This window comes from Amphritea sp. GJ51-11, from assembly GCF_055808735.1.
Window position 1 is genome coordinate 1,368,953 of sequence record NZ_CM147881.1, and the last position, 12,374, is coordinate 1,381,326.

At 48.3% G+C, this 12,374-nt stretch carries 11 protein-coding genes; 9 read left to right on the top strand and 2 right to left on the bottom strand.

Annotation, left to right across the window (positions count from 1 at the left end):
- Positions 1–99: 99 nt before the first annotated feature.
- A complete protein-coding gene (locus AC0L4K_RS05930; protein ID WP_473268573.1) occupies positions 100–1,005 on the bottom strand; it encodes a MurR/RpiR family transcriptional regulator in 906 nt (301 codons plus the stop codon).
- A gap of 201 nt (positions 1,006–1,206) precedes the next feature.
- Between AC0L4K_RS05930 and AC0L4K_RS05935 the strand changes: the two genes are divergently transcribed.
- From AC0L4K_RS05935 to AC0L4K_RS05965, 7 genes are all read left to right on the top strand, one after another.
- Complete coding sequence (locus AC0L4K_RS05935) at positions 1,207–2,001, top strand: enoyl-CoA hydratase/isomerase family protein (protein ID WP_473268574.1); 795 nt, start codon at positions 1,207–1,209, stop codon at positions 1,999–2,001.
- A 1-nt stretch (position 2,002) separates the two neighbouring features.
- Positions 2,003–2,974, top strand: a complete 972-nt coding sequence (locus tag AC0L4K_RS05940) for a CoA-binding protein (protein ID WP_473268575.1) — start codon at positions 2,003–2,005, stop codon at positions 2,972–2,974.
- Positions 2,922–4,145: an acetate--CoA ligase family protein gene (locus AC0L4K_RS05945; RefSeq protein WP_473268576.1), complete on the top strand. Its 1,224-nt coding sequence runs from the start codon at positions 2,922–2,924 to the stop codon at positions 4,143–4,145. Before AC0L4K_RS05940 ends, AC0L4K_RS05945 begins: the two co-directional genes overlap by 53 nt.
- Positions 4,142–4,960, top strand: coding sequence for an enoyl-CoA hydratase-related protein (locus tag AC0L4K_RS05950; RefSeq protein ID WP_417228294.1), 819 nt, complete (start codon positions 4,142–4,144; stop codon positions 4,958–4,960). Before AC0L4K_RS05945 ends, AC0L4K_RS05950 begins: the two co-directional genes overlap by 4 nt.
- A gap of 93 nt (positions 4,961–5,053) precedes the next feature.
- Complete coding sequence (locus tag AC0L4K_RS05955) at positions 5,054–6,037, top strand: TAXI family TRAP transporter solute-binding subunit (protein WP_417228293.1); 984 nt, start codon at positions 5,054–5,056, stop codon at positions 6,035–6,037.
- A 158-nt stretch (positions 6,038–6,195) separates the two neighbouring features.
- On the top strand, positions 6,196–8,823 hold the full coding sequence (locus tag AC0L4K_RS05960; protein WP_473268578.1) for a TRAP transporter permease: 2,628 nt from the start codon (positions 6,196–6,198) through the stop codon (positions 8,821–8,823).
- 71 nt (positions 8,824–8,894) lie between these two features.
- Positions 8,895–9,326, top strand: coding sequence for a universal stress protein (locus tag AC0L4K_RS05965; RefSeq protein WP_417228291.1), 432 nt, complete (start codon positions 8,895–8,897; stop codon positions 9,324–9,326).
- A 145-nt stretch (positions 9,327–9,471) separates the two neighbouring features.
- On the opposite strand, the gene AC0L4K_RS05970 is transcribed toward AC0L4K_RS05965, so the two are convergent.
- Positions 9,472–10,179 carry a FadR/GntR family transcriptional regulator gene (locus AC0L4K_RS05970; RefSeq protein WP_473268579.1) on the bottom strand — a complete coding sequence of 236 codons (708 nt, stop codon included), beginning with the start codon at positions 10,177–10,179 and terminating at the stop codon, positions 9,472–9,474.
- Between the two features lie 380 nt (positions 10,180–10,559).
- Here AC0L4K_RS05970 and AC0L4K_RS05975 point away from each other — a divergent pair, with 380 nt between their 5' ends.
- Together AC0L4K_RS05975 and AC0L4K_RS05980 are read left to right on the top strand one after the other, a co-directional pair.
- A complete protein-coding gene (locus AC0L4K_RS05975) occupies positions 10,560–11,279 on the top strand; it encodes a ribonuclease activity regulator RraA (RefSeq protein ID WP_473268580.1) in 720 nt (239 codons plus the stop codon).
- Between the two features lie 116 nt (positions 11,280–11,395).
- Positions 11,396–12,361 (top strand): Bug family tripartite tricarboxylate transporter substrate binding protein, encoded by a 966-nt coding sequence (locus tag AC0L4K_RS05980; protein WP_417228288.1) that lies wholly within the window; start codon positions 11,396–11,398, stop codon positions 12,359–12,361.
- The last annotated feature ends 13 nt before the right edge of the window (positions 12,362–12,374 follow it).

Sequence of the window (12,374 nt, forward strand, 5' to 3'; positions counted from 1 at the left end):
TAGGTGGCCAAATTCACTATGCCGCTACAATGATGACTGAAAAATTCAGAGGTGTAACCAGTCACTTTTTATGATTCAGGCTGTCGGACGTTACAGTCATCAAGGCGTGTAATAACCACCTAAACGGCGAAGGTTTTCTTCAAATTGATCAATATTACGCACTATCTCACTTCCTCCCAACGAGACACAAACAGATAGTAACGCTTCAATGAGTGCTATCACGGGCACGAGTGTGCCGAAAAAATGGGGTGTTTCATTGTTCAGGGTGAAAACGATCTCGGCCTCGGCGGCGAGGGGAGATCGCAGACTGTCGGTCACGGCAATGATTTTCGCGCTGGCTTCCCGCACGATCTTGATCGCATTAACCGTGTCGATGGCATAGGGATCTGAACCAAACACGACCACTACATCTTGCGCATTAATCTCGGCCAGTTCACTTAATAATGTGCCCTGATAGCCGCGGATGAGATTGATATGCGGGAATGCGATTTTGCCAACATAGGCAAAGTGGTGGGCGCAAGCAAAGGTATCTCTAAAACCTATCACGAAGACTTTACGGGCATTAACAATCATAGGTGCCGCGAGTTCTAATTTAGCTAAGGTCTCTTCCTGAAAGCAGTGCTCTAGATTGTTGAAGGTGGTGGTGGAAAATTCGGATAACACATTGTTTTCAGTGTTATTACTTGCGAGGTTTTGTAACGACTCCGCACGCTGGCTGAACGAAGAAGGCGCTTTAGCGTGTATCGCTTCTTGGAACAACTGTCTGAAACTATCGTAACGCTCAAAGCCTAACGTTTTCGCCAGCCGTGTCATGGTTGAGGGGGTGACGGATGCGGTTTCGGCACTTTTACGGATAGACAGCAACGCGATTTCCACCGGATGCTCTAGGACAAAATCAGCCGCTTTTTTCAGTTGTGGTGTCAGTGTTGGGTAAAGCGAAGAGAGTTCTTTTAATACTCGATCGGCATCACTTATGTGCTGTGGCTGGCTGGTTTCTGTCGTCATCGTTTTACTTCGATCTCTGCATTATTCACGTTTAGCTATGCACCTCATTTTAACGAGATCACACAGATAAAACACATAAATATTTTTTTGATACGTTTGTATTGACATAATACATATGTATTCTATTATTCAAATATAAACACATATGTATTATTGTGGGTTTTGTAACAATCACAATAATAAATTAGACAGGTACTACTGATGACTACACCCCGCTATGAAACGCTGATCTACATGAAGCAACAGAATTATGCAGAGATTCGTTTCAATCGACCGCATCGTCTAAATGCTGTTGTTGAACAGTTCTATAAAGAACTGCTCAGTGCTTTGGCTCAAGCTGAAGCTGATGCTGATGTGCGGGCGATTTTATTGACCGGTGAAGGCCGTGCCTTCTGTGTCGGCGCTGATATGAAAGAGCATGGGGCGGGTGAGCGTACCCAGTACCAACGCCGTGAATATCTGCAATTAGGTAATGATGTATGCGAAGCGATTTTTCGCGCCACTAAACCGGTGGTTGCAGCAATCAATGGTTATGCTTTAGGCGCGGGTGCCGAAATGGCGTGTTCATGTGATTTTGTGATCATGGCTGAAAGCGCAAAAATTGGTTTCCCTGAAGTCAGTATTGGCACCTGTGTCGGCGGTGGTGTTACGCAGTTTTTAACCCGGTTGGTGGGGCTAGCAAAAGCTCGCGAACTTATTTTCCTCGGCACTAAGATCGATGGCAATGAAGCGCTGGCTATTGGTCTGGTGACTCTTTCAGTGCCAGCAGATGATTTACAGCAACAAGCCGAAGCCTTTATCGCAGAGCTGGCGACGAAAGCGCCGATCTCGATGCGGTTTGTTAAAAAGTTATTAAACAATGCTTCGCATACCGATTTAGATGCTCAACTGCAGCAGGAGTTAGATGGGGTGTTCACCTGTACAACCACGAAAGATTGGCAAGAGGGCGTTGATGCTTTTGCTGAAAAACGTTCGCCCGCGTTTAAGGGGCACTAAAATGAAAAGTTCACTACATGATTTTCTAGCCCCTAACTCAATCGCAATTGTTGGCGCATCAGCAGACCCCACTAAACGGGGTTATAAGGCGATGGTTGGTCTATTGAATGATGGTTATCAGGGCACGATCTATCCGATCAACCCGAAAGTCGATGAGATCATGGGCGTCAAAGCTTATGCTTCGCTCACAGATCTGCCGGCTGCCGCGGATATGGCGTTGATCTGTACTCCGGCGAAAACACTCCCCGCTTTGTTAAAACAGTGCGGCGAGAATGGTGTTAAAGGCGCCATTATTCTGGCCAGTGGTTTTGCTGAGGTGGATGCAGCGGGTGCCGAGCTGGAACAACAGGTTCTTGAAGCGGCTCAGCAAGCCGGTGTGCGTATTGTCGGCCCAAATACGTCGGGTATTTTCAACCTTCATAAGAAAGTTAATTTGCTGGCGTTGGATAACGTTAAACCCGGCGATATCGGCATTATCTCTCAATCGGGCAATATGTTGTTGTCGCTGGCGCTGGAAGCACAGCATAACGGTTATATCGGCTTCAGCACCTATGCAGGGCCGGGCAATCAAACCGATGTCGACTTTGCTGATTATCTTCAGTATCTGGGTGAAGAAGAAAACACCCGTGTGGCTACCTTTTATGTCGAAGGCTTTAAAAATGGCCGTGCCTTTTTAGATGTCGCGCGACAAACATCGAAATACAAACCTGTGGTTGTGTATAAATCGGGTAGTACAGAAGCCGGGCAGAAAGCTGCGAGTTCCCACACCGGTGCCCTTGCGGGCAGCTATCAGATGACAGTCGATCTATTGCGACAGGTCGGCGTCAATGTGGTCGAAAATTCAGATGAAATTTTACCGGTTGCTGAAGGTTTAGGTCTGTTGCAGCAAGCGGCGGGTAAACGGGTTGCAGTGTTGGCGGATGGGGGGGCAGGCGACTATTGCGTCCGATCGAATTTCAGAAGCCGGACTTGAACTGGCGGAACTTACCGAGTCAACACGTCAAGCATTGGCCAGTATTCTGTTTCCTCAGGCATCCCTAGCAAACCCCATTGATGTCGCGGGGAGTACCGATGCACATCCGGCGTTGTTAGCCGACTGCATGGAGATTCTAGCCGCCGACGACAATGTTGATATGGTCTTTTTAGTAGGTATGTTCGGTGGCTACGGTATTCGTTTCGCTGAAGAACTGAAAGAAGAAGAGTTGGCTGGTGCGGATGCGATTATCGAGTTATCCAAGCGCACGAGCAAACCTTTAATTATTGATAGCCTCTACGCGCATATCAAACCGGCACCCTTGCAACGTCTGCGTGAAGCTGGACTGCCGATCTATGCTTCGATTGAGCATGCGGTAAAGATCATGGCGGCGCTGGGCGAGCGGGGAGCTTATATTGAAAGCAGTCAGCAGGCTGAAAATAACGTGCCATTAGTAATTAATGACGATTGTTCAGCCAGCTTTCGTAAAGCTCGCGCCGAAGGGCGTGATCTATTTGAGTTTGAGGCAAAGTCTTTGCTGCGTGGTTACGGCGTCGATGTGCCTTTGGATATGATTGTTCGCAGCGAGGCTGAATTGGTTGACGTAATCAATGAGTTTGGCAATACGCCATTGGCGATGAAAGTGGTTTCCAAAGATATCTTACATAAGTCCGATGCCGGCGGCGTTAAATTGAATGTCGTGGGTGAAGCGGCACTTAACGTCGCCCGCGATGAGATTCTGGCCTCCTGTCAGCATTATAAAACCGATGCCGAGATAGAAGGTGTGCTAGTCACGCCGATGGCCCGCAAAGGCACTGAAGTCATTATTGGTATGAGCCAAGATCCGATCTTTGGTCCGGTATTGATGTTTGGTCTGGGTGGCATCTTTGTCGAGATTCTTAAGGATGTCACGTTCCGAGCGATTCCCCTGAGCCGTCATGATGCACGTTCGATGATCGATCAGATCAAGGCTCGTAAGATTCTCGACGGCGCTCGTGGAGAAGCGGCGGTTGATAAAGAAGCATTGGTTGATTTGTTAATGAAAGTGTCTGCCATTGTTGAGGCTCATCCCGAGATTGCTGAGCTCGATCTTAACCCCGTTATTGCTTATGACGATGGTTATGCGGTGGTCGATGCCCGCGTCATTGTTAATCAGGAGACACACTCATGAGCTCGATAAATACGAATAACTTGCCACAACTGACCGATGCTTTGATTACGCTGGACAATCGTGTCGCGATCCTAACCCTCAATCGCCATGATCTGCGTAATGCCCTCACAGGGTCACATTTAATCGAAGATATTATCGCAGTGGCCGAGTGGGTGAATCATTGTGATGAAGTTTCCGTACTCGTGATAACGGGGGCTGGATCAGCCTTTAGTGCCGGTGGTAATATCCGCGACATGGCAGAGCGTGGGGGTGATTTTGCGGGTGACGTCGCAGAATGCGCTGACCGCTATCGCAAGGGGATACAGCGTATTCCTTTGGCTCTGCAAGCTGTTGAAGTGCCCATTATCGCTGCCGTGAACGGTGCGGCCATCGGTGCGGGTTTCGATCTGGCGAATATGGCGGATGTTCGGTTTGCTTCCGAGAAAGCCAAATTCGGTGAAACCTTTCTTAATCTTGGGATCATTCCCGGCGATGGCGGTGCTTGGCTAATGCAACGTTTGATCGGTTACCAGCGAGCGTTTGAACTGACGCTATCTGGTCGGGTTATCGACGCTGCGGAGGCCAAAGAGCTGGGGATCGTGATGGAAGTGGTATCTGCCGATGAGTTGCTGCCAACGGCGATGAAACTGGCTACCCGTATAGCGAGTCAACCACCTAAAGCGACTCGTTTGACCAAGCGGTTAATGAAGATGGCACAGCGGATGGAGTTAAAAGATTTCCTCGATGTCTGTGCGGTATTTCAGGGTATGTGCCACAATGAACCTGAGCATTTGACGGCAGTGAATAAAATGTTGGCATCAATGGCGAAAAATTAATAGCAAGGGTTTCACCTTGCTTAACGAGAAGTAGAAAGTAAGTAAGAATGTAGCCGGTTATACCGGCTCGATATAACAATAAGGATGCAAATAATGAAATTAAAGAAACTATTTACTAATACCGTGGTTGCTGCTGGCATCGCGATAGGGATTCAAAGTGGTGCCGCATTTGCTGCGCCACCGTCATCCTATGTAACGATTGGTACAGGCGGCCAAACGGGCGTCTATTACGTGGTAGGGCAGTCTATCTGTCGTTTGGTTAACCGTGGTAATAAAGATCATGGTATTAAATGTACTGCACCGTCTACGGGTGGTTCAGTGGCTAACCTGAATGCCATTCGTGCGGGCAACCAAGATATGGGTGTGGCCCAGTCTGACTGGCAGTACCACGCTTATAACGGCACTAGTAAATTTGCCGACCAGGGTGCTAACAAAGAACTCCGTGCGGTCTTTTCTGTTCACCCTGAACCCTTTACCGTGATTGCTCGAGCTGATGCTGGCATTAAGAGCTTTGACGATCTGAAGGGCAAACGGGTCAATATCGGTAACCCCGGTTCTGGCCAGCGTGGCACCATGGAAGTGGTCATGGAGCGTAAGGGTTGGACTAAAGATGATTTCAAACTGGCTTCCGAGCTAAAAGCATCTGAACAATCCCAAGCACTGTGTGACAATAAGGTTGATGCCATCATCTACACTGTTGGGCACCCTAATGGTTCGATCAAAGAAGCAACAACATCATGTGATGCAGTATTGGTACCGGTAACCGGCCCAGAGATCACTAAGTTGATCGATGATAATGCGTTCTACGCTGAAGCGATTGTTCCCGGTGGTATGTATAACGGTAATGAGGCTGATACTACTACCTTTGGTGTGGGTGCGACTTTCGTATCTTCAACTAAAGCTGATCCTGAAGTGATCTATCAAGTTGTTAAGGCCGTGTTTGATAACTTTGACCGCTTCAAGCGTTTGCACCCAGCCTTTGCCAATCTTGAACCTGCGAATATGATCAAAAATGGTCTGTCTGCTCCGTTGCATGAAGGCGCGATACGTTACTACAAAGAACGTGGCTGGATGTAATAATACACTCCTGACCGGCGGCTCCGCCGTCTATCTCGACTATCCCAGAGTACCCCTGGGATAGTCCTTTCTCAGTTCTGGCGTGACCTTTTGGGCCTTGCTGGAGCGTACTAATATTTACCGGCGGTAACGCTGGGAGTGTTGGATCGGAGAGTATTATGACTGAACTGAATTCAAAAGAACCTACTAAACTCAGCGAAGCAGAGCTCCAAGATTTAGTCGCGTCGACGGATAGTGGTGCCCGCGACCCTAAAGGTGCTCAACGTCTTTTACTGTTAGCCGCTGCGCTGTGTTGGTCACTATTCCAGCTGTGGATCGCCTCGCCGCTACCGTTTTATGATTGGCCGTTGATCGGCAGTTTTGGTGTATTTAACGATACCGAAGCTCGTTCAATCCACCTTGCCTTTGCTGTATTCCTCTCTTTTATGGCTTATCCCGCTTTGGGCGGCTCTCCTCGTGAACGAGTGCCTTTGCCGGATATGATCATGGCGGTATTAGGTGCTTTTTGCGCCGGTTACCTGTTTATCTTCTATGTACAAATATCTGACCGTCCGGGTTTACCGACGACGTTAGATATCGTCGTTGCTATTGCTGGCGGGATTCTCTTGTTAGAAGCAACCCGGCGTGCACTCGGGCCACCGCTCGTGGTCGTTGCGTCACTCTTTTTGTTTTATACCTTTGCCGGCCCCTATATGCCGGAAATTATTGCCCATAAGGGCGCCAGTCTAAAAGAAGTGGTTAATCACCAGTGGATCACCACCGAAGGTGTGTTTGGTATCGCACTGGGCGTATCGACGAGTTTCGTGTTTCTGTTTGTCTTGTTTGGTGCTTTGCTGGATAAAGCCGGTGCCGGTAACTATTTCATTAAAGTCGCTTTTTCACTCTTGGGGCACCTGCGTGGCGGCCCCGCTAAAGCGGCTGTTGTTGCGTCGGGTATGACCGGGCTGATCTCCGGCTCTTCCATCGCTAACGTGGTCACCACCGGTACTTTTACCATTCCAATGATGCGCCGCGTGGGTTTCAGCGCGGAAAAAGCCGGCGCGGTCGAAGTAGCCTCGTCGGTGAATGGCCAGATTATGCCACCGGTCATGGGCGCTGCTGCGTTTTTGATGGTTGAGTATGTGGGTATCTCCTATGTTGAGGTGATCAAACATGCCTTTCTGCCGGCATTGATCTCTTATATCGCGCTGGTTTACATCGTTCATCTCGAAGCACTTAAACAGAATATGTATGGTCTGCCTCGGCGTAGCGCAGCTAAGCCTTGGATGGCGCGCTTGATGGGCGTGTTGATTGGCTTTTTTGCCACCGCCGCCGTGTCGATGGTGGTCTATTACGGTATTGGCTGGATCAAACCATTGTTTGGTCAATACGCCAGCCTAGTGATTGGCGTCTTGTTGTTGATTGTCTATGTTTTGCTGGTGCGTTTTTCTGCAGGTTATCCCGACCTTGAATTGGATGATCCTAACTCTGATGTGGTAGAACTGCCGGAAGTTGGGCCAACCGTTAAGTCTGGATTGCATTTTATTCTGCCGGTCATTGTGCTGGTGTGGTGTCTGATGATTGAGCGCTTGTCGCCTGGGCTCTCGGCGTTCTGGGCAACCATGTTGATGGTCTTTATCCTACTGACCCAAAAATCTTTATTTGCGTATTTCCGTAATGAGGGAGGTCTGGGTCGACAGTTTAGGAAGGGCTTTAATCAGTTGATTGATGGCCTAATCGTCGGTGCCCGTAATATGATCGGCATCGGTATCGCGACGGCGACCGCCGGTATTATCGTCGGTGTGGTATCGCAAACCGGGGTAGGTTCAGTGCTGGCCGATCTGGTTGAAGTGTTGTCGATGGGTAACCTGTTGTTGATGCTTGTTCTGACCGCTGTACTCAGCTTGATACTGGGCATGGGCTTGCCGACGACCGCCAACTATATTGTGGTGTCATCTTTACTCGCACCGGTGATCGTGACCTTGGGTCAAGAGTCTGGCCTGATCGTCCCCTTGATTGCCGTGCATCTGTTCGTGTTCTACTTCGGCATCATGGCCGATGTGACACCGCCGGTGGGACTCGCATCCTTTGCCGCGGCGGCGGTATCTGGTGGTGATCCCATCCGTACCGGGTTTGTCGCATTTTTCTACAGTTTGCGAACCGCTATTTTGCCGTTCCTGTTTATCTTCAACACCGATCTGCTATTGATCGATGTGACCTGGTGGCAGGGCATTATGGTATTCGTGGTATCGACGGCGGCGATTTTGTTGTTTACCGCTGCGACCCAAGGACATTTTCTGGTGCGTAACCGTTTATACGAAACGGCGCTACTGATTCTGATTGCCTTCTCACTATTCCGTCCCGGTTTTTGGATGGACATGGTATCACCGCCATTTAAAACGGTCGCCGCCAGTGAGCTGATGGGTAATAACTTGGATCTTCCTGCTGGCGCTGAATTGCGGCTGCATCTGATTGGTGAGGATGATGTCGGTAATCCCCGTGATTTTGTCGCGCTCTTTGAGCTGTCTGATGGGGCGAATACTCAGGAACGCTTGGTCAATGCCGGCTTAGAACTGGCTGATCTTGATGGCAAGGTGGTGGTCGATATGGTGGGCTTTGACAGTCATGCAGAGAAAGCGGGTTTGATGTTTGATCAGCAAATAGGGCAGGTGGAAGTACCACAGGGTCAGCCGCCTAAAGAGTTGATGTTTATCCCTGCGTTGTTACTGCTGATACCTGTTGTGCTGTTCCAGCGTCGTCGCCGTCGGGTTGACGATGATCAGGCGCCGATCCCAGCAAATACTTAAGCTAAAACCGAGGTGGCTTTTGTTAGGCACCTCGGTTTCGATTGCTATATTTTGTGGTAAAGGAAGGATTTATGTTTAAGCAAATTATTGTTCCGGTTGATATTGAAGAACCGTCTTTTTCGGATCAGGCGATTGAACTGGCGTTGCGGGAAGTGGATAGCGCGGGGGGCACCATCCACCTGATGACGGTTATCCCTGGGTTTAATTCACCGCTGGTTGCCTCCTACTTTAAAAAATCAGTGGTTGAGAAGGCGCACGAAGCGGTCGAAAAGCAGCTGCAAGCACTGGCTCAGAAAATGTTACCGGCGGAGGTTAATCGCACCCTTTCAGTTCATCAGGGTAATCCGGCTGAGCGCATTATCAAACAGGCCAAGCGCTGCAATGCTGATCTGATTATTATGACGGCACATCACCGTGGCAAAGTTGATCACGTTTTGCTGGGGTCTAACTCCTCGCGAGTGGTTGAGCGTGCGGGTTGCTCGGTATTGGTGTTGCGTCCTTAAGGCTAACTTATTGCTGCTAGGCTAGACTTTTCGACCAGAGGCGCTGGTGCAAAACCAGCCCTGAATTGACGAGTGAGAACTCTGTGTCGTGTTAAGTGATAATCTTAGATCGAGTAGAGTAGGCGCATTAATTATAAGGTTAAATTTAGCCTTCAAACATGCGGATACGCGCACTGTCTAAATGGTTTTTCATTGCGGCTCTGGCAGCGGCTGAATCGCCCTCTTTAATGGCGGTGACGATGGCGTGATGCTCTTGTTGCACTAGCTGTAAGCGCGAGGCAGGTTTTAACAACGATAGATTTCGGGTGATATTAATGCCGCCCCTAATGCTATCTTCGAGCAATTCCAACACCGTATTATAGAAATGGTTATTAGCCGCCTCAGTAATGGCTAAGTGAAAAGCAAAGTCTTCATCGGTCGCTAGCTTACTTGATGCATTGGCATCATTCATTTTTTCATACGCTTTTTCAATGGCTTCTAACTGGGCACTGGTTCTTCGTTTTGCCGCAAGTGCCGCCGCTTCTGCTTCAAGGTTGGAGCGGAATTCAAAACAGCGTTGTATATCGGCAATACTGGATATCGGAGAGAACTGTAGTACTCGATTATCCGGCTTTTTGATTACATAGCTGCCAGACCCCCGTCGCGAGGTGATCAATTCATCCTCGCGTAACCGCGCTAGGGCTTCACGTAAAATAGGCCGAGAGACGTTGAACTCTTTACATAACTGGGCCTCTGACGGCAGTTTTGTATTGAGTGCGTAGGTACCGTCCATGATAACGGCCAGTATTTGCTCATAAACCATGGCGCCAAGTGATTGCTGGGTCTTTTTTTGAGTAGTTACCTTACTCATCATCTGTTCACCGATATTTAATAAATGTTGTGATAAAGCCGCTGAGGTTACGCTTTCAGCTTGGCTTTTTATTCAGTCAGTCTGGCGGCGATAGGCGCTAACAATGCTGTGGGCTGGCAACAACGTATCCCTGATTTACCCTTGGCTTTAACCGCTACCAATGCAATACAAACCCGACTGGCTACTTAACTTATTTTTACAACTTTATCCTCTCTATCTTGAAAATACAAACAAAGCTTTAAAAACAAGGCATTAATAGAGGTGAAAAGTGTTGTTAGAATCGATAATTAGTAAATAGTTGTAAAAATTAGTTTGATTTGTAATTTTTGTGAAGGTATTGTTGTTCGGCGTTGTAAAAAAATAAGAGATCAAGGTGAAGAACGATGACGGAAAAATATCAAAAGCTGGCTAGTGATGTACTCGAGCGACTAGAAGCCGTGTCAACGGCCACGTTGCATACAGCCCTCTTTAAAAAAGGTTTGCGCAATACCTACATTCAAGGGATCAGCCGAGTTAACAGCCAGAAAGTGAAAATGGTAGGGCAAGCATTTACGTTACGTTATATCCCCGCGCGAGAAGATTTAGATACCGTAGCGGCGTTTAAAGATCCTGAGCATCCACAGAGGCTGGCGGTTGAAACCGTGCCTGCAGGGATGATTATGGTGTCGGATTGTCGGCAAGACGCATCGGCAGCGAGTGCCGGCAGTATTCTGTTAGCACGACTTGAAACGCGTCAGTGTGGTGGTTTTGTCTCCGATGCCGGCATTCGTGATTTTGATACGGCGATGGATATGGCGATGCCTATCTTTTGTACTAAGCCTAGCGCGCCAACCAACCTTACCAAGCACCATGGTGTTGATCTTGAAGTGCCAATCGGTTGTGGCGGTGTTGCGGTCTATCCTGGTGATGTGCTGGTCGGTGACGGTGACGGCGTGATTGTGATTCCATTAGCGTTAGCTGATGAAATTTCACAAGAGGCGTTAAGAATGGAACGCTTTGAAGATTACGTTATCGGTAAAGTGCGCACAGGTAGCCCTGTTATCGGCCTTTATCCGCCAAATGAGACGGCTCAAGACGAGTATAATAAATTTATTGCAGGCTAAGGTGAATCTAGCGAGTACGTATGAATACGGATTATTTTTTGTATTCAATCTGTTCAAATAACAGATAATTTTTTACCCATATCGACCCTAATAATAAGTAAAAAAAAGAGATTATTATGTTAACTAAAAAAATAAAAAAAGCGCTGCTTTGTGCTGTTAGTGCGTGCGTTCTCAGTTCTACTGTTTCTGCTGCAGACTTTCCCTCAAAAGATATTCGTCTGATTGTGCCTTGGCCTGCAGGTGGTGGAGCCGATGCGATTTCACGTAAAATCAGTAGTATTGCGGAACAAGAGCTGACGCAATCGATCTACGTAGAGAATATAGGTGGTGCGGTCACTGCTACCGGGTTAATGCAAATGACCCGTGCTCGCCCAGATGGGCATACTATCGGCGTGTTAACCTATGACAGTGTTATCACTCTGCCACGCGGTAAAATGGTGCCGGGCTATTCGCTAGAAAAAATGCAACCGATCGCCCGCATTACCCGTGAGGCAGATGCCTTAGTGGTGTCTAAACGCTCGGGCTATAACAGCTTTGATGAACTGATTAGTGCGGCAAAAGCAAACCCTAATACTGTGCGTGTTGGTGTTGCACCTCGAGGATCAGGCCCCTATCTTGCGGTACGCCGCTTAGAAAAAGAAGCCGGTGTTCGCTTTAATGTGATTACCTATCCTGGCTCATCGAGTGCTGAAGCAGAGGCTTTACTCTCCGGTGAACTTGATGCTGCAATCTCAAGCCTAGGTGATTTCAGTGGCATCATTCAGTCTGGGGATGCCAAAGGGGTGGTTGAATTAACCTCTGAACAAAACCCATCGTTTCCTGATGTCCCCCCTGTTAGTACCTTCGGCTATCATTTAGAAACCGGTAGTTTTATCCTACTCGCCGCGCCTAAAAACACTCCAGAGGCATCACTGGCTAAGCTTGAATCTGCCTTTAAAACCGCTTTTGACAGCTCAGAATTCCAAGTGTGGGTGGCAACCGTTGGTGTGACCCCAAGTTGGTTAGGTTCTGTTGATGTTCAACATTGGATTGATGAACTGCAAACCAGCACGTTTAAAGTAATGGATGATCTAAACCTGTAGGGATTAACGATAT

Coding starts and splice junctions, on each gene's coding strand:
- AC0L4K_RS05965 (WP_417228291.1), top strand. CDS start 8,895: ATGTTTAAGCAAATTATTGTTCCGGTTGATATTGAAGAACCGTCTTTT.
- AC0L4K_RS05945 (WP_473268576.1), top strand. CDS start 2,922: ATGGGGGGGCAGGCGACTATTGCGTCCGATCGAATTTCAGAAGCCGGA.
- AC0L4K_RS05940 (WP_473268575.1), top strand. CDS start 2,003: ATGAAAAGTTCACTACATGATTTTCTAGCCCCTAACTCAATCGCAATT.
- AC0L4K_RS05960 (WP_473268578.1), top strand. CDS start 6,196: ATGACTGAACTGAATTCAAAAGAACCTACTAAACTCAGCGAAGCAGAG.
- AC0L4K_RS05935 (WP_473268574.1), top strand. CDS start 1,207: ATGACTACACCCCGCTATGAAACGCTGATCTACATGAAGCAACAGAAT.
- AC0L4K_RS05970 (WP_473268579.1), bottom strand. CDS start 10,179: ATGATGAGTAAGGTAACTACTCAAAAAAAGACCCAGCAATCACTTGGC.
- AC0L4K_RS05930 (WP_473268573.1), bottom strand. CDS start 1,005: ATGACGACAGAAACCAGCCAGCCACAGCACATAAGTGATGCCGATCGA.
- AC0L4K_RS05950 (WP_417228294.1), top strand. CDS start 4,142: ATGAGCTCGATAAATACGAATAACTTGCCACAACTGACCGATGCTTTG.
- AC0L4K_RS05975 (WP_473268580.1), top strand. CDS start 10,560: ATGACGGAAAAATATCAAAAGCTGGCTAGTGATGTACTCGAGCGACTA.
- AC0L4K_RS05955 (WP_417228293.1), top strand. CDS start 5,054: ATGAAATTAAAGAAACTATTTACTAATACCGTGGTTGCTGCTGGCATC.
- AC0L4K_RS05980 (WP_417228288.1), top strand. CDS start 11,396: ATGTTAACTAAAAAAATAAAAAAAGCGCTGCTTTGTGCTGTTAGTGCG.